The sequence below is a fragment of the Mycobacterium sp. SMC-2 genome (assembly GCF_025263485.1).
Classification (GTDB): Bacteria; Actinomycetota; Actinomycetes; order Mycobacteriales; family Mycobacteriaceae; genus Mycobacterium.
On sequence record NZ_CP079863.1, the window covers coordinates 582466 to 602621 of the forward strand.

Annotated in this window: 17 protein-coding genes; 11 read left to right on the forward strand and 6 right to left on the reverse strand. The window is 66.8% G+C overall.

The genetic code is table 11. The features are described from left to right. Positions 1 to 88: 88 nt before the first annotated feature. Entirely contained in the window at positions 89 to 520 is a 432-nt protein-coding gene (locus KXD96_RS02790; RefSeq protein ID WP_260742773.1) for a hypothetical protein, read from the reverse strand. 50 nt (positions 521 to 570) lie between these two features. On the opposite strand from KXD96_RS02790, the gene KXD96_RS02795 reads away from it, so the two are divergent. Beyond that, the gene (locus KXD96_RS02795; RefSeq protein ID WP_260742774.1) at positions 571 to 1422 is read left to right on the forward strand and encodes an LLM class F420-dependent oxidoreductase; all 852 of its coding nucleotides are present in this window, start codon (positions 571 to 573) and stop codon (positions 1420 to 1422) included. Between the two features lie 71 nt (positions 1423 to 1493). Here the strand turns inward: KXD96_RS02795 and KXD96_RS02800 are convergent, their stop codons facing one another. The 3 genes from KXD96_RS02800 to gltB all read right to left on the reverse strand — a co-directional run bounded on the left by KXD96_RS02800 (position 1494) and on the right by gltB (position 7830). Beyond that, complete coding sequence (locus tag KXD96_RS02800; RefSeq protein WP_260745594.1) at positions 1494 to 1640, reverse strand: hypothetical protein; 147 nt, start codon at positions 1638 to 1640, stop codon at positions 1494 to 1496. A 147-nt stretch (positions 1641 to 1787) separates the two neighbouring features. After that, positions 1788 to 3254: a glutamate synthase subunit beta gene (locus tag KXD96_RS02805; RefSeq protein WP_260742775.1), complete on the reverse strand. Its 1467-nt coding sequence runs from the start codon at positions 3252 to 3254 to the stop codon at positions 1788 to 1790. Further along, the gene (gene gltB / locus KXD96_RS02810) at positions 3247 to 7830 is read right to left on the reverse strand and encodes a glutamate synthase large subunit (protein WP_260745179.1); all 4584 of its coding nucleotides are present in this window, start codon (positions 7828 to 7830) and stop codon (positions 3247 to 3249) included. The genes KXD96_RS02805 and gltB overlap by 8 nt, the downstream gene beginning before the upstream one ends. A gap of 634 nt (positions 7831 to 8464) precedes the next feature. Here gltB and KXD96_RS02815 point away from each other — a divergent pair. Further along, positions 8465 to 9673: a MinD/ParA family protein gene (locus KXD96_RS02815; RefSeq protein ID WP_260742776.1), complete on the forward strand. Its 1209-nt coding sequence runs from the start codon at positions 8465 to 8467 to the stop codon at positions 9671 to 9673. On the opposite strand, the gene sigI is transcribed toward KXD96_RS02815, so the two are convergent. Beyond that, positions 9670 to 10548 (reverse strand): RNA polymerase sigma factor SigI, encoded by an 879-nt coding sequence (gene sigI, locus KXD96_RS02820; protein WP_260742777.1) that lies wholly within the window; start codon positions 10546 to 10548, stop codon positions 9670 to 9672. The two genes, KXD96_RS02815 and sigI, sit on opposite strands and share 4 nt — an antisense overlap. Before the next feature lie 109 nt (positions 10549 to 10657). On the opposite strand from sigI, the gene KXD96_RS02825 reads away from it, so the two are divergent. Next, entirely contained in the window at positions 10658 to 11500 is an 843-nt protein-coding gene (locus KXD96_RS02825; RefSeq protein ID WP_260742779.1) for an NAD(P)H-binding protein, read from the forward strand. Positions 11501 to 11514: 14 nt separating this feature from the next. Then, complete coding sequence (locus KXD96_RS02830; RefSeq protein ID WP_260742781.1) at positions 11515 to 11955, forward strand: nitroreductase family deazaflavin-dependent oxidoreductase; 441 nt, start codon at positions 11515 to 11517, stop codon at positions 11953 to 11955. 95 nt (positions 11956 to 12050) lie between these two features. Here the strand turns inward: KXD96_RS02830 and KXD96_RS02835 are convergent, their stop codons facing one another. Next, entirely contained in the window at positions 12051 to 12341 is a 291-nt protein-coding gene (locus KXD96_RS02835; protein WP_260742784.1) for a WhiB family transcriptional regulator, read from the reverse strand. 505 nt (positions 12342 to 12846) lie between these two features. Here KXD96_RS02835 and KXD96_RS02840 point away from each other — a divergent pair. The 7 genes from KXD96_RS02840 (at position 12847) to KXD96_RS02870 (ending at position 20143) form a co-directional block, all read left to right on the forward strand. Further along, positions 12847 to 13935, forward strand: a complete 1089-nt coding sequence (locus KXD96_RS02840; RefSeq protein WP_260742786.1) for an FHA domain-containing protein — start codon at positions 12847 to 12849, stop codon at positions 13933 to 13935. 419 nt (positions 13936 to 14354) lie between these two features. Continuing rightward, positions 14355 to 15494, forward strand: coding sequence for an EspA/EspE family type VII secretion system effector (locus KXD96_RS02845; protein ID WP_260742787.1), 1140 nt, complete (start codon positions 14355 to 14357; stop codon positions 15492 to 15494). Positions 15495 to 15561: 67 nt separating this feature from the next. Further along, on the forward strand, positions 15562 to 15876 hold the full coding sequence (locus KXD96_RS02850; protein WP_260742788.1) for an ESX-1 secretion-associated protein: 315 nt from the start codon (positions 15562 to 15564) through the stop codon (positions 15874 to 15876). Between the two features lie 146 nt (positions 15877 to 16022). Further along, positions 16023 to 17333, forward strand: coding sequence for an EspA/EspE family type VII secretion system effector (locus KXD96_RS02855; protein ID WP_260742789.1), 1311 nt, complete (start codon positions 16023 to 16025; stop codon positions 17331 to 17333). 315 nt (positions 17334 to 17648) lie between these two features. Beyond that, the gene (locus KXD96_RS02860; RefSeq protein ID WP_260742791.1) at positions 17649 to 18914 is read left to right on the forward strand and encodes an EspA/EspE family type VII secretion system effector; all 1266 of its coding nucleotides are present in this window, start codon (positions 17649 to 17651) and stop codon (positions 18912 to 18914) included. Between the two features lie 75 nt (positions 18915 to 18989). Then, positions 18990 to 19304: an ESX-1 secretion-associated protein gene (locus tag KXD96_RS02865; RefSeq protein ID WP_260742793.1), complete on the forward strand. Its 315-nt coding sequence runs from the start codon at positions 18990 to 18992 to the stop codon at positions 19302 to 19304. 2 nt (positions 19305 to 19306) lie between these two features. After that, a complete protein-coding gene (locus KXD96_RS02870; RefSeq protein ID WP_260742795.1) occupies positions 19307 to 20143 on the forward strand; it encodes an ESX secretion-associated protein EspG in 837 nt (278 codons plus the stop codon). Positions 20144 to 20156 lie beyond the last annotated feature (13 nt).

Consider the following 20156-nt stretch of genomic DNA (forward strand, 5'->3'; position numbering starts at 1 on the left):
GGGCGCCGCAGGTCACCGCCAGGCTTCCCGCGGTGACTGCAAGCGCGGCGGAGCCGGGCGCCGCAGGTCACCGCCAGGCTTCCCGCGTTCAGATCAGTTGGCCGACGACGAAGCCGGCGAGCAGCACGCTGAAGCCCCCGATCTCGCCGGCGATGAGCAACGCCATCGCCACCCCGGTGCCGCGGACGGGATTCTCGAACTGGTTGACGGTGTCGCGGCGCGCCCCGTGTTCGATGTAGCTGAGGATGGCGCCGACGAAGAAGAAGACGACAACGCCGGCCGCGGTCAGGTTGACCCACGTCGGCCACGCGCTGAGTTCGACGAAGGCGGCCAACAGAAGCGTGGCGAACGAATAGAGCAACGCCGCCCGGTGCGCGATGTCGACGTAGGGATGGGCGCGATGGTCGTCGGCGGCCATGATCTGCCGGTACTTCCAGACCCCGAGGACCAGGGCGAGCAGAAAGATCAGGCCGGCCGCCAGCAGGGTGACCTTCGTGTCGAGTCCGAGTGTGCCAGTCATGGTAGGACGAGTTTAGTTTCCCTTAATAAAGCCGGACTACGGTCGGGCACATGCGATTCGCGTTCAAGACTTCTCCGCAAAACACAACCTGGGCGGACATGCTCGCCGTCTGGCAGGCGGCCGACGATATTGACGTCTACGAGTCCGGGTGGACCTTCGACCACTTCTATCCGATCTTCTCCGACAGCGACGGCCCGTGTTTGGAGGGCTGGACGACGCTCACCGCGCTGGCGCAGGCCACCGAGCGGCTGCGGCTGGGAACCCTGGTCACCGGCATTCACTACCGCCACCCCGCCGTGCTCGCGAACATGGCCGCCGCCCTGGACATCATCTCCAACGGACGACTGGAGCTGGGCATCGGCGCCGGGTGGAACGAAGAGGAATCGGGCGCCTATGGCATCGAACTGGGCTCCGTCAGGGAACGCTTCGATCGGTTCGAGGAGGCGTGCGAGGTGCTGACCAGCCTGCTCAGCCAGTCGACCACGGACTTCGATGGCAAGTACTACCAGCTCAAGGGTGCCCGCAACGAGCCCAAGGGCGTGCAGCGCCCCCACCCGCCGATCTGCATCGGTGGCAGCGGGGAGAAACGAACTTTGCCGATCACCGCGCGCTACGCGCAGCACTGGAACTTCGCCGGCGGTCCACCCGAGGAATTCGCACGCAAGCGCGACGTGCTGGCCGCGGAGTGCGAGAAGATCGGCCGCGACCCAAAGGAGATCACGCTGTCGGCCCACCTGCGCCTTGACGAGGAGCGCAACTACAACAAGGTCATCGAGGATGCAGCCGGGCTGGCGGCCGAAGGCCTCAACCTGGGCATCGTGTACATCAACCCGCCGCACGACCCCGCCGTCCTTGAACCAATGGCCGAGGCCATCCGCGATTCGGGGTTACTGGATCGATGAGGGGCGCGTGTCCCCCGATTCCCGCCACCGAGCAAACATTCCGGCGCGCCCGAAGCCACGCGGGTGGGGCATCAGGCCCCGAAGATCAGCAAATCGGCGGCGGTGACCAGGCGCTCGTGTTTGGCCGGGAACTCGCGGCTCTTTACCGGGTGACGAAACCAGGACCAGGCGATTCGCCCCATCCGTGATCGGGGTACGGGATTGATGTGCACAGTCATCACTCCTGCGATCGTTCCGTTCAGCCGGGGCCCCGCCTCTCGCCCGTGTGACGAAGCCCACAAAGGGCTATTAGACACCCCCCGTCTGGCAAACGGTGGCAGACTCGCCGACGTTTGGGGCTTGTGTTTCTGGTGTTACTTGTGTGACTACTGAAGCGGAACGGACGTCGGCTTGACCGGTGCCGGCAGCGCGGTCACACCCATCAAGTAACGGTCCGCGGCCGCGGCCGCGGCCCTGCCTTCGGCGATCGCCCAGACGATCAACGACTGGCCGCGACCCATGTCCCCGGCGACGAACACACCCGGGACCGACGTGTCGAAGTCGGCACCGCGCGCGACGTTGCCGCGGTCGGTGAATTCGACTTCGAGGTCGGTGAGCAGGCCCTCCCTTTCCGGGCCGACGAATCCCATGGCCAGCAACACCAAATCGGCCTCGAGCTCGAAGTCGGTGCCCTCGACCTTCACGAACTTGCCGTCCTGCATGGTCACCTCGTGCGCTTTGAGCGCCGCCACGTGGCCATTCTCACCGATGAACTGCTCGGTGTTCACCGAGAACACTCTCTCGCCGCCCTCTTCGTGCGCCGACGACACCCGGTACATCAGCGGATAGGTCGGCCACGGTGTCGATTCGGCGCGCGAGTCCGGTGGGCGCGGCATGATCTCGAATTGGTGCACGATGGTCGCGCCCTGCCGGTGCGCGGTACCCAGGCAGTCCGCCCCGGTGTCACCGCCGCCGATGATGACGACCTTCTTGCCTTTGGCGGTGATCGGGGGCTCCCCGTCGGGCCCGAGCACGTCGTCGCCCTCCTGCACCCGGTTTCCCCACGGCAGGTACTCCATCGCCTGGTGGATCCCGTCCAGGTCCCGGCCGGGGATGGGCAGGTCCCGCGCGGCGGTGGCGCCGCCGGCCAGCACCACCGCATCGAAGTCGGCACGCAACTGTTCGGCGGTGATGTCGATCCCGACGTTGACGCCCGTGCGGAATTCCGTTCCCTCGGCCCGCATCTGGTCCAGGCGCCGGTCGAGCACCCGCTTCTCCATCTTGAACTCCGGGATGCCGTAGCGCAGCAGCCCGCCGATGCGATCGGCCCGCTCGAAAACGGTGACCGTGTGGCCGGCGCGGGTCAGTTGCTGAGCCGCGGCCAAACCGGCCGGGCCCGAGCCCACCACCGCCACCTTCTTCCCGGTCAGCTTGTCCGGGGGCAGCGGCACCACGAAGCCTTCCTCGAAGGCGCGGTCGATGATCTCCAGCTCGATCTGCTTGATCGTCACCGGATCCTGGTTGATGCCAAGCACACACGCCGGTTCACACGGCGCCGGACACAGCCGGCCGGTGAAGTCAGGAAAGTTGTTGGTGGCGTGCAGCCGCTCGATCGCGTCGCGCCAGCGGCCCCTGCGCACTAGGTCATTCCATTCCGGGATCAGGTTACCCAACGGACACCCGTTGTGGCAGAACGGAATACCGCAATCCATGCAGCGGGTCGCTTGCTCGCGCAGGGTGCCTTCGTCGAAGTCCTCATAGACTTCGTGCCAGTCCTTCAACCGCAGCGGGACAGGCCGACGTTTCGGCAGTTCCCGGTGGGTGTACTTCAGGAAGCCGCTCGGATCAGCCATGAGCGGCCGCCATGATCGCCTTGTTCACGTCGACGCCATTGCGCTCGGCTTCGGCAATCGCTTGCAGCACCTTCTTGTAGTCGCGTGGCATCACCTTGACGAAGTGGCGTTGCTGCCCGCGCCAGTCGGCCAGGATCCGCTGGCCCACCGCGGAATCGGTGGCATCCACGTGCGCCTGGATGATGCCGTGCAGGAAGTCGGCATCGTCGGAGTCCAGGGTCTCCATGTCGACCATCTCGATGTTGAGGTTGTCCGGCAATTCCTCGTCCGGGTCATACACGTAAGCCACACCACCCGACATTCCCGCGGCGAAGTTGCGGCCGGTCCGGCCCAGAATCACTACCCGACCACCCGTCATGTATTCGCATCCATGGTCACCCACTCCCTCGACCACGGCGTGGGCACCGGAGTTGCGGACCGCGAACCGTTCGCCGACCACGCCGCGCAGGAATGCCTCCCCACTGGTCGCGCCGAACAGGATCACGTTGCCGCCGATGATGTTCTCCTCGGCCACGTAGTCCTGCGGGGCGTTGTCGGACGGCCGCACCACGATGCGGCCACCCGACAGGCCCTTGCCCACGTAGTCGTTGGCATCGCCGTAGACACGCAGGGTGATTCCTCTCGGGACGAAGGCCCCGAAACTGTTGCCGGCGGATCCGTCGAAGGTGATATCGATGGTTCCATCCGGAAGGCCTTGGCCGCCGTAGGCTTTCGTCACCTCGTGGCCGAGCATGGTGCCCACCGTGCGGTTGACGTTGCTGATCGTGGTGGAGAAACGCACCGGTTTGCCGGAATCGAGTGCCTCCCGGCTCATCACGATCAACTGCTGATCGAGCGCCTTGTCCAGGCCGTGGTCCTGCCGCGAGGTGCAGTACAGGTCCTGGTTCATGAACGCCGACTCGGGCTCGTGCAGCACCGGCGTGAGATCCAGCTTGTGCGCCTTCCAGTGCGCGCGGGCCAGCGTGGTGTCCAGCGCCCCCACCTGGCCGACGGCCTCGTTGAGTGTGCGGAAGCCCAACTGCGCCATGTACTCGCGGACCTCTTCGGCGATGAACATGAAGAAGTTCTCGATGAACTCGGGCTTACCCGTGAACCGCTCCCGCAGCAGCGGGTTCTGGGTGGCCACGCCGACGGGGCAGGTGTCCAGGTGACACACCCGCATCATGATGCAGCCGGCCACCACCAACGGCGCGGTGGCGAAGCCGAATTCCTCGGCGCCGAGCAACGCGGCGATCATCACGTCGCGGCCCGTCTTGAGCTGGCCGTCCACCTGGACCACGATCCGGTCACGTAACCCGTTGAGCAGCAGGGTCTGTTGCGTCTCGGCCAGGCCCAACTCCCAGGGCGCGCCGGCGTGCTTCATCGACGTCAGCGGGGTCGCGCCGGTTCCACCGTCGTGGCCGGAGATCAACACCACGTCGGCGTGCGCCTTGGAGACCCCGGCCGCAACGGTGCCGACCCCGTTCTCGGAGACCAGCTTGACGTGCACCCGCGCGGACGGGTTGGCGTTCTTCAGGTCGTGGATCAGCTGCGCGAGGTCCTCGATGGAGTAGATGTCGTGGTGCGGCGGCGGAGAGATCAGGCCGACCCCGGGTGTGGAATGCCGAACCTCGGCAACCCACGGGTACACCTTGTGTCCCGGAAGCTGGCCGCCCTCACCGGGTTTCGCACCCTGCGCCATCTTGATCTGGATGTCGGTGCAGTTCGTCAGGTAGTGCGAGGTCACCCCGAACCGCGCGGACGCGACCTGCTTGATCGCGCTGCGGCGCCAGTCCCCATTGGGATCGCGGTCGAAACGCTTGACGTCCTCGCCGCCTTCACCGCTGTTGGAACGCGCGCCCAGCCGGTTCATCGCGATGGCCAGCGTCTCGTGCGCTTCGGCCGAGATCGAACCGTAGCTCATCGCCCCGGTGGAGAAGCGCTTGACGATCTCGCTGGCGGGCTCGACCTCTTCCAGCGGAACCGGGGGACGCACACCGCCACGGAATTTGAGCAGGCCGCGCAGTGACGCCATTCGCTCGCTCTGGTCGTCGACCAGGCGGGTGTAGTCCTTGAAGATCTTGTATTGGCCGGTGCGGGTCGCGTGCTGCAGCTTGAAGACGGTCTCCGGGTTGAACAGGTGGTACTCACCTTCCCGGCGCCACTGGTACTCGCCGCCCACCTCGAGCTCACGGTGCGCGCGCTCGTCGCGGCGGTCCAGGTAGGCCAGCCGGTGGCGGGTGGCGACGTCGGCGGCGATGTCGTCCAGGGTGATCCCGCCGATCGGGCAACTCAGCCCGGTGAAGTACTCGTCGAGCACGTCCTGACCGATGCCGACCGCCTGGAAGAGCTGCGCGCCGGTGTAGGAGGCCAGCGTCGAAATGCCCATCTTGGACATCACTTTGAGCACGCCCTTGCCGGCGGCCTTGACGTAGTTGTTCAGCGCCTTCTCGCGGTCGATCCCGTTGAACTCGCCGCGGTCGAGCATGTCCTCGATCGACTCGAACGCCAGATAGGGGTTGATCGCCGCCGCCCCACAGCCGATCAGCATCGCCATGTGGTGCACCTCGCGGGCGTCACCGGATTCGACAACCAGACCCACGTGGGTGCGCGTCCGGTCGCGCACCAGGTGATGGTGCACTCCGGCGACGACGAGCAACGAAGGGATGGGGGCCATCTGCTCGTCGGACTCGCGGTCGGACAGGATGATGACCCGCGCGCCATCCTCGATCGCGGCCGACGCCTGTGCGCGTACGTCGTCGAGGGCCGCGGCCAACCCGGCGCCACCCTCGGCAACCGGGTACAGGCAGCGAATCACCTTGGACCGCAGGCCATGCGGGCGACCGTTGACCTCGTCCTCGGGGTTTAGGTTGACCAGCTTGGCCAGCTCGTGGTTGCGCAGAATCGGTTGCTGCAAAGCGATCTGGTGACAAGAGTTCTCATTCGGCGTGAGCAGGTCACGCTCGCCGCCGGTGGTGCCCTGCAGGCTGGTCACCACTTCCTCGCGGATCGCGTCCAGCGGCGGGTTGGTCACCTGAGCGAAGAGCTGCTGGAAGTAGTCGTAGAGCATCCGCGGCCGCTGCGAGAGCACCGCGACCGGGGTGTCGGTGCCCATCGAGCCGATGGGCTCGGCACCGGTGCGCACCATGGGCGCCACCAACAGGTTGAGCTCCTCGTAGGTGTAGCCGAATACCAACTGCCGCTTGACGAGTCGCTCATGGGGCATCCGCGCGTAATCGCCCTGCGGCAGCGCCTCGAGGGGAACGAGGTTCCTGTCAAGCCATTCCTGATACGGATGCTCGGCCGCAAGCTCGGCCTTGATCTCCTCGTCGGCGACGATGCGTCCTTGTGTGGTGTCCACCAGGAACATCCGGCCCGGCTGCAGCCGCATCCGGCGAACCACCTTGGCCGGGTCCAGGTCCAGGACGCCGGCCTCGGAAGCCATCACCACCAGGCCGTCGTCGGTGACCCAGATGCGAGACGGGCGCAGGCCGTTGCGGTCGAGCACGGCGCCCACGATGGTGCCGTCGGTGAACGTGATCGACGCCGGGCCGTCCCACGGCTCCATCAACGAGGCGTGGTACTCGTAGAAGGCCCGCCGCGCCGGGTCCATCGAATCGTTGCGTTCCCAGGCCTCGGGGATCATCATCAGCACCGCATGGGCCAGGCTGCGGCCGCCCAGGTGCAGTAGTTCGAGAGCCTCGTCGAAGCGCGCGGTGTCGGAGGCGCCCGGGGTACAGATCGGGAACAGCTTCTCGACATCGGCTTGGGTGCCGAAGATCTCGGTCTTCATCAACGCCTCACGGGCCCGCATCCAGTTCTCGTTGCCGGTGACGGTGTTGATCTCGCCGTTGTGGGCCACCCGACGGAACGGATGCGCAAGCGGCCACGACGGGAAGGTGTTGGTGGAGAACCGCGAATGCACGATGCCCAGCGCGCTGGTCATCCGATCATCTTGCAGGTCAAGGTAAAACGCCTTGAGCTGCGGGGTGGTCAGCATGCCCTTGTAGACCATGGTCTGACCCGAAAGGCTTGGAAAATAAACGGTCTCGCGGCCGGGACCATCCTGCCCCGGGCCCTTGGTGCCGAGTTCGTGCTCGGCGCGCTTACGGACCAGATAGCAGCGGCGCTCGAGCGTCATGTCGGATGCGCCGGCCATGAACACCTGCCGGAAGGTGGGCATCGCGTCGCGCGACAGCGCGCCCAGCGAGGAGTCGTCGATGGGTACGTTGCGCCAGCCCAGTACCGTCAGGCCCTCGGCTTCGGCGATCTTCTCCACCGCTTCGCAGGCCGCCGCGGCGTCCTTGGACGACTGCGGCAGGAACGCGATACCGGTGGCGTAGCTGCCCGCGGGGGGCAGCTCGAAGTCGACGACGGCACGCAGGAAGGCGTCCGGGACCTGAATGAGGATGCCGGCGCCGTCACCGCTGCGCGGCTCGGCCCCCTGCGCACCGCGGTGTTCGAGGTTGAGCAGCGCGGTGATTGCCTTGTCCACGATGTCGCGGCTGCGACGGCCGTGCATGTCGACGACCATGGCTACCCCGCACGAATCGTGCTCGAACGCGGGGTTGTATAACCCGACGCGCTTGGGCGTCATATGCACCTGACCCTTCACCTGAACGTTTTCAGCGGCCGTCACAGCTGCTCCGATTGGGTCCTACCCAAGGTTGCGGGCTGGAACCCCTCGGTCTTGTCTCGATAGGCTGTCCCCCGAGGCGGAGATGATCCTGTTAGGGATGCGTCCGTGCAGCGCTGAACGGTGGCCTGGAAACCGGTCTCGACAAGTCATAAAACGATATGACAATACCCGCCTGACATGCCAACTTCCTCAAGTCTAGCCGCCGGCTGGCAGCACCGTAAATTTCGCGGCCGCCGACGGGCGACAACCCGCCCGACGTGCTGGTTTGGCAATGCAATCCTCGTCACAGTGGTGCCGCGCGCGGCGGCCCCTGCGCCGGATCCGGCGCTCCCGCAAGTTTGCTGACACCGCTGCGGGGTGTGCCCACCGCCTCACCATCGGCCCGCATGAACGTGCTCAGCGGGCGGCCGCGGCCGCCACGGTCACGGTGCGGTAAGCGCTGCTAAGTTTGCGCGGTGGCGACGCGAGCCACGCAGGAGATACTGGACCCGTATTGGTCCGCATCCGGCGACGGTGGTTGGGCCGTGGCGCTTATCACTGGCCCCGGATCACCACGCGAGCGCCGCTCGACCGCCTGGCACCCGAGGAGCCCATGAACGAGCGCGACGAATTCCTGCGGGACCGTCTGCAGCCCCCGACCGGCACGCCGGCGGTGCGCCCGCCCGGTCCCCCAGCCCGGCCCGTGCCGCCTTCCGTCCCTCCAATCGGCCAGCGCACCGCGCCGCGGCCGCCATCGGGCCCCCCGCCTCCGGCCCGACCACCCGCGCCCCCGCAGCGCCCGTCCGCGCCGCCCCCGCAGCCGACCACCGCCGCCCCCGCTGTCGCGCCGCAGCCCGCGATGCCGCCCCCGCAGGCCGCTTCCCCGCCCGCCGCCCCGATCGCACCCCCCAAGCCGGCGGTCGTCGACGCGGTGCCCGACCGCGGTTGGCGACGCGTTCTCCGAGTGATGACTTTCGGCCTCGTCAAGCTCGGCCCGTCGCCCGCCCAGCAGCAGGACGCGCGGTTCGAGGCGGCCATCCGCACCCGCTTGCACGGCAACTACAAGGTCGGCGTCCTGGGCAAGGGCGGCGTGGGAAAGACGTCGGTGGCCGCCAGCGTCGGATCGCTGTTTGCCGAGCTCCGGCGCCAAGACCACACCGTGGCGATCGACGCCGACACCGCGTTCGGCCGCCTCAGCAGCCGAATCGATCCGGCGACCACCGGCTCGTTCTGGGAACTGACCGCCGACAAGAACCTACAGTCCTTCAGCGATGTGGTTGCCCGCGTGGGTCGTAACTCCGCGGGCCTCTATGTCCTCGGCGGCGAACCGGCGTCCGGCCCCCGCCGGGTGCTCGACGCAGCGATCTACCGGGAGGCCGCGCTGCGCCTGGACCGCCACTTCGCGATCTCGGTGATCGACTGCGGTTCCACGATGGACGCGCCAGTCACTCAGGAGGTGCTGCGCGATCTGGACGCGCTGATCGTGGTCTCCTCGCCGTGGGCGGACGGGGCGTCCGCCGCCGCCAGGACCATGGAGTGGCTGGCCGACCAGGGTTTCGAAACTCTGCTACAGAGCAGCGTCGTGGTGCTCAACGATTCCGACGGCCACGCCGACAAACGCACACGGGCGCAGCTGGCTCGTGAGTTCACCGATCACGGCCGGCCGGTCATCGAGGTGCCCTTCGACCCGCACCTGCGGCCGGGCGGCGTCATCGATGTAAGCCGCGAAATGTCGGCCGCCACGCGGCGAAAGTTCGTCGAGGTCACCGCGAGAATCGCCGGCTACTTCGCGGCCCGTTCCGACAACCGGCGGCACAGCTAGGCCTTCTCGGCGACTTTGCCCGTCCGCGCGGACGGATCGGCGACCGCCTCGATCTTCGCCACCCGGGACCCGCGGATCGTCAGCACGATGACGGCGAAGAGCCGACGGTCGCTGAATGCCAACAGCGCCGGTCCCCCGGCGGGACCGCTGACCAGGGTCACGTCCGGCCACAGGTAGCGCAGCAGGTTGGTGGCCACCGCCTGTGGCCCGTGATTGATCTGTGGTGGCGGTGCCGGGTCGGCGAGGATCGTGCCCACGCCCCACACCGTCGGGTCCAGCACGGCGGCCAACGCGGCGATGTCACCGTTGGCGCATGCCGTGATGAACTTCTCGGTGACGAGCTGATGTTCGGCCGAAGCCACCGCGTTCGTTCTCGGTTGTGCGGCCACGAATTTGGCTCGCGCGCGCCGCGCGAGCTGACGGCAGGTACCGACCGGGCGCCCAACGGTTTCCGAGATCGATTCGAATGGGACGCCGAACACGTCGTGCAGCACGAAGGCGACCCGTTCCCCGGGACTGAGCCTGCGCAAGACCTCCAGCAACGCGGCGCGGATTTCGTCGTCGAGGGTGACCCGGTCGGCCGGATCGGAGCGGAGCGGCGCCGGCCGCTCTTGCACCTCGCCGGGGCGCTCGTAGCGGGCGCGGGCCGAGCGCACCTGGTCGAGGCAGAGCCGGCTTGCCACCACGGTCAGCCAGCCCCGGACGTCCTCGATCTCGCCTACCTCGGCCCGGGAAAACCGCAGGAAGGATTCCTGCGCAACGTCTTCCGCGTCGCCGACGTCGCCGAGCATCTGGTAGGCGAGGTTGACCAGATAGGGGCGGTGCTGACGCCAGGCCTCGGCGACCCGGTCGCTCGCTGACTGCGTCTGGTTCATGTCTTTTCGACGATCTGCTGCGGCAAAAAGTTACGGATTTTCCGTTGTAACTTTCCCACCTTTCGTCCCGTCATTGGAGCACCGCAGAAAAATCGGAAGGAGCCATCCCATGACGATCGTGGTAACCGGGGCGACCGGCAACGTCGGGCGCCCCCTCGTCACCGCACTCACCGCCTCGGGAGCGTCGGTGCGGGCGGTCACCCGCAACCCGGAGCCGGCCGGGCTTCCGCCCGGCGTCGAACTGGTCGGGTCCTCGGCCGGGGCGCTACCCGGCGCGTCGGCGGTGTTCCTCAACTCCCGCGCGCTGGGTGAGGACCTGGAGACGGTGGTAACCCAGTGCGTGCGCGCCGGCGTCACCAAACTGGTTGCGCTCTCGGCAATCAACGCCGACGACGACTTCTCCCGGCAGCCGTCCCGCTTCCGCGGGGACCGCAACAAGGAGGTCGAACAGCTGGCCGTCGACTCCGGATTGGCCTGGGTGAGCCTGCGGCCGACTGTTTTCGCGACGAACTTCGCCGGCATGTGGTCGCCGCAGATCCGCGCGGGTGATGTGGTTTTCGGCCCGTACGCCGCGGCTTCGACGGCACCGATCGTCGAGACCGACATTGCCGAGGTGGCGGCGCGGGCGTTGCTCACCGATGAGCTTGTCGGGCGGCGGATCCCGCTGACCGGCCCGCAGGCGTTCACCAACTCGGAGCTGGTCGAGGCCATCGGAGCCGTGCTGGATCGACCGCTGCAGTACCGCGAAATACCGAACGCCGCTGTGCGCCAACGATTCGTCGGGTTGGGTTTTTCGGCCGAGTTCGCGGACGCCTACATCGCCATGCTCGCTGCGACGCTCGACGCGCCCGCGCTGGTCACCCACGACGTGGAGAAGATCCTCGGCCGACCCGCACTCCCGTTCGCCCAGTGGGTCGCCGACCACCGCGACGTCTTCGCCCGCGCGAAATAGACAAGGAGGTTGACATGTCCGAACCACGTCCACCCCGCTACCTCAAGCCCATGAACAGGGTGATGATGGCGGTCCAACGGCTCGGGATCCCGACCGGGCCGGCCATGGTGCTGACGGTGCCCGGCCGCAAGTCGGGTCGGCCCCGCAGCACCCCGATGACGCCGTTCGAATTCCAGGGCGGCCTCTACGTGGTGGCCGGCTATCCCGGTGCCGACTGGGCGGCGAACGCCCGGGCGGCCGGCACCGGCACGCTCAGCCGGGGCCGGCGGTCACAGGAAGTCCGGATCGTCGAACTCTCCGCTGGTGAAGCGCGGCCGGTGCTGCGGGAATTCCCCGCCAAGGTCCCCGTCGGTGTGGCATTCGCGAAACGATCCGGGATGGTGCGTGATGGAACGGCTGACGAATTCGAAGCATTGGCGGGGCGGGTCGCCGTCTTCCGGTTCGAGCCGACGTAACGGCCGCCACCGGTTCCCTAGTCCCAAAGGGAAAGCGGTGCAACGATTTCCGTCGCCACCCGTCGCTGACCCGAAGTCGGCAGCCATGGAACGGGCTAGGCCGACTTCGCGGTCTCGCGCACCGGATAGCCGTTGCGCTCGGCCAGGGATCGCAACTGGCGCAACGCGAACGCGCGCGGGCGCCCGCCTTCGGGGATCACCACGCCGGCCCACAATCCTTCCGCGCCGGCCGACTCCACGGCGTCACGCGCGCACATCCAGCGGCGGGGGCAAGCCCGGCACAATGCGATGGCCTCGGCGTCGGGGGCGGTGGTCCAACGGTCGGGATCCTGCGTGCAGGCGCCGAGCGGCATGTTGAAGGTGTTGAACAAGGGTGTTGCGGTCATTGCGGTCGTTCCTTCTGAAGCATTGCGTTCTGCTCGTATGCTCCGCAACGGTATAGCACTAACCGCTGCAATGCAACAGTTTTATTTCGATAGCGCATCACTTAGGGCCCGGGTTGTGCCTCGGCGTCCAGCGCGGTGGACCAAGCCACAGCGGGGATCAACGCCTTGACCATTGCCTTCGCGGCTCGGTGACCTAGCTTTCCCTGATCTGGCAGACGGTTACGTAACCGTAGCGTTAGGTGGTATTGGGCTTCGGAGCGACGAAAGGAAGTAGGGGCTTGACGCACAAAACCGTAGCGCTCGATGAGCGGTCCGACCGTCCCGCGGGAAGGTGCGGGGCCGCCGGACGGCCGAATCGGGGCGTCGGTGCAGCGTTCCGACGGTGCGGGCCCGAAACAGTGTTTCAAAACGTAGCGGCGTGCGATGGAAATTTGACGGGTGCGACGGTTAGGATTACACGGGCGGAAGGCCCGCCTAGCTGCCCTCGACCGAGGAATCACCCCATATGCCCAGCACCGAGTCGAGTCCCGAGGTTGCTCTGCTGGTCGTGCGCAGCGGTGACACGTCGCATGAAATCGGGCCCGGCCGGGGTGCGGTCACCATCGGTCGAGACCCGCAGGACGACGTGCGGATCGACGAAATCTCGGGGGAGCACTTGCACGCCGAACCAGTAGATGGTTCGTGGCGAATCGTCGACAAAGGCCCTAACGGCATGTTCGTCGACGGGCGACGCACGAGTTCCGTGACGGTGACCGACAGAACGACGGTCCGTCTCGGCGATCCCAGCTCGGGCGAAGTGCTCACGTTCGAGATCATGACGTCCCGCAGCGCCGGTGGACAGCCCGACGGGCACAAAGCCGGCGAGCCGGATCGCGGCATGGCGCGCGCGGGCGCGGCCGCCGCCGCACGCCGTCGGGAACTCGGCATCAGCCAACGCAGCCTGGCGGCCGACGGGATCATCAACGCGGGCGCCCTCATCGCTTTCGAGAAAGGGCGCAGTTGGCCGCGGGAGCGGACGCAGGCCAAGCTGGAGCAGGTGCTGCAATGGCCCGCCGGGACCATCGCGCGGATCCGCCGGGGAGAGCCCGACGCCGCTGAAGCGGTCGCGGAAGCCGTCGCGCCCGAGACCCCCAGAGCGGCCACGGAAGGCCCGCACTCCGACGCCCCGACATCGCTGATCGCTCAGGCGATCGTCGCCGCCGTGGATGGCTGCGGTCTCGCCATCGCGGCGTTGCCGCCGGCCGACGATCCCGAGTTCACCGAGCGAGCGACACCGATCCTCGCCGATCTCCGCCAGCTCGAGGCCATCGCGGTTCGGGCCACCCGCATCAGCCGGATCACGCCCGAGCTGATCAAAGCCCTGGGCACCGTTCGCCGCCACTACGACGAGCTGATGACGCGCGGCGCGACTGCGCCGGACGCCCCGCTGGCGCAACGCCTCTACGCGGCCCGACGCCGCGCGAACCTTTCCCCCGCGGAGACCGCCGAGGCGGCCGGGGTCACCGAAGAGATGATCGTCCGCGCGGAGGCCGACGAAGCGGTGCCCTCCGGTGTCGCCGATGCGCTCGAAACGCTGATCGGCCACATTCACTGAGGCCAGGGCACTGCCGTCTGCTTAGGCAACGCTCACCGCGCTAGTCCGCCCGGCACGGTGTGGAAGCCCTTGCCTATTCGGAAAATTCGTGCACGGACCCCGGCTGGAGCGGGTTACGCTAAACGGGCGATTAATTCGCGAGGCGCGAGCTCATCGCGCGAAATGGCTTCAAACGGAGGACCCACATGTCTGTACTCACACAAGCCGCGAGAATCATTGGCTCTTTGACCGGACTAGGTCAGCAAGCGGCCGGCTTTGGCGTGAGCGGCACTTCCGGAATGGGCGCGGAATACATCGCGGGCGTAGGGACCAGTGGGTTCGCGGACATCGGGTCCCTCGGGGTATCCGGGTTCCAAAAGTTTCTGGCTAATGGCACCAAGCACATGACTCAATCTCAACTACAGCAAATGTACTTTCGCATGGGTGGCGAGAAAGGCATCAAGACCTTCAGCAAGAGCCTCAGCATCATCTCGTGGACTCTCGTCACGGTCGAGCTCCTGGAACTCACCATCGGTTTCGGTGTGCCCACCGAAGGCGATGGCCTCAAGACGGGGTCCCAACAATTCACTACGCTCGCCGAGCAGCTCAACTCGGCACTGCCCGACTACGGCTGGAAAGGCACGGGATCTGAAGCCTATGCCGAACTGGACACCGCGCTGAAGAATGCGGCGGACTCGATGGCGGACTTGGATTTGCAGCTCGCATCCCTGGTGAAAAATCAGGCCGAATGGGTCACCCACGCCAGGCTGGGCTTCGGGATTCTGAAGGACCTACTTCTGGCGGCGCTGATCATTGAAATAGCCATCACGCTTTTCGTACCGGCCCCGGCCGGTGTCACGGCCGCCAAAGCTTTCGCAATCGCCGTCGCCACGCTCGGCATCAGTGTGGCCGCAGCATTCCTTGGCACCCTGACCTACTTCTCGGTGGAAAACGGAAAAAAGGCGGAGTCTTTGGCCAATCGATACTCGGAGCTGGCCGCCGGCACCGTGCAAACGGGTTCGGACGCCAAGGCCGAGAAGGCCACGTCGGAAGGAACAACGGTTTCGAGCTTCGCGGCCATCTCCGACAGCATGTCCGGGATGTCGGCTCTGTCCGCCACGCCGCCCGTCGCCGCATCGACCGTCGCCGCCAACCGTTCGGAGGACCAACGGGCTCCGCTGGCCGCGCAGGCGAGCGCGAGTGAACCATCGGGGTACGGGGCGTCCCAGACATCGGATACGACGACTCCGGATGCGACGACACCGTCCACGCCCACGACGACCATGCCCACCGTGGCCCAGCTGTCCGCGATGTCGGGTCAAGCCGCGACGGTCTCCAGCCAACTGTCGCAGCCCGCGCAACTTGCCAACCAGGCGATGGGACAACTGCAGCAGATGATCCAGACGGCCCGGCAAGGCCAGGACGGCGCGGCGCCCGCCGGGGACGCCACAGCCGAGGAAGCCGCGCTCGCGGGTCACGAAGGCGCCGGCGCGGGCCTGGGCGCGGCGGGGGCCGAGCGTGCGCCCGTCGGGCTCGCCGCGGCCGGCACGGAACGGACACAAGCACCGAACCCGGCCTAGCGCAACACCGAAACTGTTGCACCAGAACCAATAACAGACACAAAGTAAGCATCAAGGAGCACGAATCATGGCCGATGTAGCCGTCACCCCAGCTCACCTCGACAGGCTGGCAACTGCGCAAGACCAAGCGTCGACCCAGGCCGGGACCGCGGCCTCGGCGGCTTCGGGTCTCGAAACCGAGGTCTGGGTGAGCCACGGTGTGGTCAGCTGGTACTCGAACCTGGCCTTCACCAAGGCCGCGAATGCACGCAAGAGCACGGGCGACGCGATGAGCAAGTCCTCCACCGAACTCGCCGACAAGCTGCGCACCGCCAAGAAGGTTTACGCGAGCACGGACCAGCAAGCCGGCGAGGCCATCGACAAGCAGGTACTTGAGTCCTGATCCCGTCCGAGCAAGCCGCCCGCACGGACTGAACGGGTAACTGCCGCAGCTGAATTGCGCGCGAGGACAGCACCACTCGGTGTTAAGCTCAACTGCGCGATCAACCGCTCGGTGCGACAGCAGACCGGTGACCTAAGGACCCACAATTGGCTGTAGCGATACTCGCCGACGCAGCTCGGCTCCTCGTCAATCTGGGCAGCCTCGGCCAGAACTTCACCGGTGTCGGCAGCCCCGGTTTCAGCGGTGAATACCTTGCGGCGAGCGTGACCAGCATGAGTGCAGACGGGTTGGCCGGTGGGGCCGCACTCGCCAAGTTGGGTGGTCTCGATGGGCTGACGCGGATTCGCTTCGAGGGTGGAAGCGTCAAAGTCCCGTCGCCGCCGGGCAGCAAGCAATCGCTCAAAACAGCGGGCAGCCTCATCCTGTGGGCTCTCACCGTCGTCGAGCTCATGGAGCTGACGACCGGGTTCGGCCCACCGGTCGAAGGCGATGACCTCAGAAACGGATCCCAGCAATTCAGCACGCTCGCCGCGCAGTTGAAGTCGGCCATTCCGGACAACGATGGCTGGGAGGGCTCGGCGTCGGATGCCTATGCGGGCCTCGACACCGCCCTGCAAAACCTCGCGCAGACGATGGCCGAACTGGACCTCGAGCTGGCAGCTCTGGTGAAGGACCAGGCCGAATGGGTCACCCACATGCGCTTGGGCTTTGGAATATTGAAGGACTTGCTTTTCGCGTGCTACCTCGTCGAGCTGATCATCCGGTTCGCGCCTCCCCCACTCGGGCCTGCCGTGTCGCAAGGGTTCGCAATCGCGGTGTCCGCACTTGGCATCGCCGCTGCCGTAGGCTTTCTCACCACCTTGACCACCTACTCGGTGCTAAACGGCAAGAAGGCCGACGCCTTGGCCGGCGAGTATTCGGCGTTGGCGACGGGGACGGTTCAGACGGGTTCGCCGGCCAAGGCCAAGGTCACGACCGCTGCGGAGTCGACGGTTTCCAGTTTCGACGCCGTCTCCGGCAGCATGTCGGGGGTGTCGGCTTTCTCCGAGCTGCCCACCGTGGCTGCGTTGGCCAGGCTCACGCCGACCGAGGGCGCCTCGGCGCAGGACCTCGCGACGCTCAGCGCCTTCAGCGCCGACGCGGCCCCCACACCGGTAGCCGAGACGCCCGCAGTCACGCCGCCCACCATGGCCCAGGTCGCTCAAGCGTCGGCCCAAGCCGCGAAGGTCTCCGGACAGGCATCCCAGCACATGAACCTTGCCAACCAGACGGTGGGGCAAGCACAGCAACTCGCCCAGATGGGCCAGCAGGGCCAGCCTGCCGGCGAGGACGCACCCGCCGAGGACGCCGAGGCCGCCGGGCCGGCGGCAGGCGCGGAGGGGGCTGAGCGCGCACCCCTCGAGCACGCGACGCTTGACACCGGCGAGGGATCGGGTCGGCACACCCGGGTCCCCTGACAGACAGCGCGCTGAAGTTCCAGCGCGACAACGCAATACGTCGATGGTTAACCCCTGATTCGACTCGGCCGGCGCGGCCTCGATTTCGGTCAGCCGGATGAACCGGGGGTGACGCCACGGCCGCGTCTGAACCCAGTCGTTCTCCGGGCGTCAATCGACCCTAAAAGTTACTCCGCAGTTTACCGTCTGTTAGCCGAATCCTTTGTCCCCCGGGAAAATTCGTGCGGCGGCCCCCGGCCTGCGCGCGTTAGGCTCACCCTGTCGTCCTCAACATGAGTACAACACCAATCAGCGAGCGCGAAGGGATGCACCGCCGTGAGTCGTCTTGCAGGTATTCACGATCTGGCTTACTGCTTCACGCGGCTGCAAGCCGGAGGGGGCGCCGCGTATTCGGGCGACTGGGTGGGTTTGGGCGCCAACTTGGGCGCCCTCGCCGGCAAAGCGATGTGGTACGGGAGGAACCAAATCAAGGTGCTCGCGGACGCATTGAAAACGTCCGGCACGAAGGTGCTCCCAACGCCGACGGCGATTGTCGATGTGGCGATGGTCGCGATCTCGGCGGTGGACCTCCTCAATGGATTCTGGACCCCGGATAAGGGCGCCTCATTCACCAGCGGTGCGGACAAATACGAGACCGTCTACCTCTATCTCGGTGAAGCCGCCCCGGACTCGCGCGATTGGAGCGGTGACGCGGCGAAGGCGTACGCCGACGCGACCGCCGCACTGCAGGCTCTCGTGCAAACGATGCAGGATTTGGACAAGAAGATGCAGACGCTGATGGCGAACCAGGGTTCCGAGGTCGCCAAGGCGCACAACTGCATCGCGGTGACGCTGCTGGGGTTGGTCATCGCCCAGGGCATCGCCCTGGCCATGTACCTGATCCCGGTTGTCGGCCCTGAGATATCGGCGGCGTGGCAAATAGTCGCCGCCTTCGCGGCATGCGCAACTGTTTTGGCCTTCGAGATGTTCACGCTGTCCAACTCGATGTCCCTTTCTCACCAGATCCACGCGACCGCCCTCGAGTACGGCGAGGTCGCCGAGAAGGCGATCCCCAACAGCTCGTTCGCCCGGATCGAGGTGAAAGGGGCGGACGAAACCAAGACCGGCGACTTCGAGGCCATCTCCGCCAGCATGTCCGGCATGTCGGCCTTCGCCGGCGCGCCCACCGTGGCCTCGCTGGCCGGCATGGCCCCGGCGACCGGCGATTCGCGCGAGGAACGCGGCGTGCTGACCGCACTGCAGAGCGACGGCGCGACTCCCGTCGAGACCACCGCGGCTGAGACGACGCCGGCGTGGACGGCGCCAACCCTGAGCCAAGTCAGTCAAGCCTCCGGGCAGCTGGCCCAGCCGATGAGCTTCGCCAGTCAAATGATGGGGCAGGTGCAACAACTCGCTTCGACGGGTCAGCAGCGCCAAGCGGCGGCGCCGCCCGCAGGCGAGGCCGCCCCGGAGGAGGCCCTAACGAGCGACGGCGACGGCGCCGCGTCGGGCACGACGGGCGCGGAGCGCGCACCTATCGACGGCGCGGCGGTTGGCCGCGAAGCGGCGCGGGCGCCGAGCCGGCCGCAGCGGGTTCTTTAGAACCTCGCCAGTGCGGCAAAAACCGATACGAGTCAATGCAATAGCGAGTAAGAATATCCGTTGAGGAGATTTCCCATGGCAACGTTAAACGTCGACGAAAAGTACCTTGAGCAATTGGCGACAAAACAGGGGCAAGCGGCCACGAAGGCACAAGAAGCGGCGTCGGCTGCGAGCAATACCGAAACTGCGGTGTGGGTGACGCACGGCGTTATCAGCGGCGCGTCCAACAGCGCTTTTGTCACCGCCGAGAAGCAGCGCCGCGGGGCCGGTCAAAACATCAGGCAGTACGCGTCTGATCTCGCGGCGAAGTTGCGCGTCGCCAAGCAAACGTATGCGGGTGTCGACGAGGACTTGAGCGCTAACCTCAACAAGCAAATGCTCGATCACTGATCATGTCCGGTCCCCTCACTACCGGTCTTGCGGGCCTGGACGATGTCGTCGGGGTGGAGGTGACCGTCGACGGAATGTTGGTGATCGCCGACCGATTGCAGCTCGTCGACTTCCCGGCGGTGCTCGGAATTCGCCCGAACATCCCCCAAGAGGAGTTGCGGGACCTCGTCTGGAATCAGGTGCAGCGCGACCTCACCGCGCAGGGCGTGCTGGACCATCACGGGCAGCCCCACCCGGCGGTGGCGACGATGGTCGACACGCTCAGCAGGCCGGACCGCAGCCTGGAGTGCCGGTGGTGGAGGCGCGATCTCGGTGGCACCATGGTGCGCTTTGCGGTGTGCCGCAAGGGCGAACGCCATGTCATCGCCGCCCGTGACGGCGACCTGGTGGTGCTGCAGTTCGTGGCCCCGCAGGTCGGACTGGCGGGCATGGTGACCACGGTGCTCGGCCCCGCCACACCCGCCAGCGTCGAACCGCTGACAGGTGTGGCGGCCGAATTGGCGGCATGCACCACCGCCGCCCAGCTTGTCCAGCACGGCGCCGCGCCCGCCTCGGCCCGCGTCTACGCGGAGATCATCAGCGATCCGAGCAGCTGGGTGGAGATCGTCGCCGGCCAACGCCATCCCGGGGGCACGTCCACGCAGACCGACGTCGCCGCCGGTGTCCTCGACTCGGTGCACGGCAGGTTGGTGTCGCTCCCCCGCCGCGTCGGCGGCGAGCTCTACGGCAGCTTCCTGTCCGGCACCCAGGAAAACCTGCAGCGCACGCTGGACGGCCTCCTGGAGTTCCTGCCGGCGGGCGCCTGGTTCGACCGCGTCGAAGCCGCCTATGGGGGCTGACCCTAGCCCCATC

Bases quoted from the DNA above. Each gene is read 5' to 3' on its own strand.
- KXD96_RS02805 (WP_260742775.1), bottom strand. From the start codon at position 3,254: ATGGCTGATCCGAGCGGCTTCCTGAAGTACACCCACCGGGAACTGCCG.
- KXD96_RS02830 (WP_260742781.1), top strand. From the start codon at position 11,515: ATGTCCGAACCACGTCCACCCCGCTACCTCAAGCCCATGAACAGGGTG.
- KXD96_RS02800 (WP_260745594.1), bottom strand. From the start codon at position 1,640: ATGACTGTGCACATCAATCCCGTACCCCGATCACGGATGGGGCGAATC.
- KXD96_RS02865 (WP_260742793.1), top strand. From the start codon at position 18,990: ATGGCAACGTTAAACGTCGACGAAAAGTACCTTGAGCAATTGGCGACA.
- KXD96_RS02815 (WP_260742776.1), top strand. From the start codon at position 8,465: ATGAACGAGCGCGACGAATTCCTGCGGGACCGTCTGCAGCCCCCGACC.
- KXD96_RS02845 (WP_260742787.1), top strand. From the start codon at position 14,355: ATGGGTGGCGAGAAAGGCATCAAGACCTTCAGCAAGAGCCTCAGCATC.
- KXD96_RS02840 (WP_260742786.1), top strand. From the start codon at position 12,847: ATGCCCAGCACCGAGTCGAGTCCCGAGGTTGCTCTGCTGGTCGTGCGC.
- KXD96_RS02870 (WP_260742795.1), top strand. From the start codon at position 19,307: ATGTCCGGTCCCCTCACTACCGGTCTTGCGGGCCTGGACGATGTCGTC.
- sigI (WP_260742777.1), bottom strand. From the start codon at position 10,548: ATGAACCAGACGCAGTCAGCGAGCGACCGGGTCGCCGAGGCCTGGCGT.
- KXD96_RS02835 (WP_260742784.1), bottom strand. From the start codon at position 12,341: ATGACCGCAACACCCTTGTTCAACACCTTCAACATGCCGCTCGGCGCC.
- KXD96_RS02790 (WP_260742773.1), bottom strand. From the start codon at position 520: ATGACTGGCACACTCGGACTCGACACGAAGGTCACCCTGCTGGCGGCC.
- gltB (WP_260745179.1), bottom strand. From the start codon at position 7,830: ATGACGCCCAAGCGCGTCGGGTTATACAACCCCGCGTTCGAGCACGAT.
- KXD96_RS02795 (WP_260742774.1), top strand. From the start codon at position 571: ATGCGATTCGCGTTCAAGACTTCTCCGCAAAACACAACCTGGGCGGAC.
- KXD96_RS02825 (WP_260742779.1), top strand. From the start codon at position 10,658: ATGACGATCGTGGTAACCGGGGCGACCGGCAACGTCGGGCGCCCCCTC.
- KXD96_RS02850 (WP_260742788.1), top strand. From the start codon at position 15,562: ATGGCCGATGTAGCCGTCACCCCAGCTCACCTCGACAGGCTGGCAACT.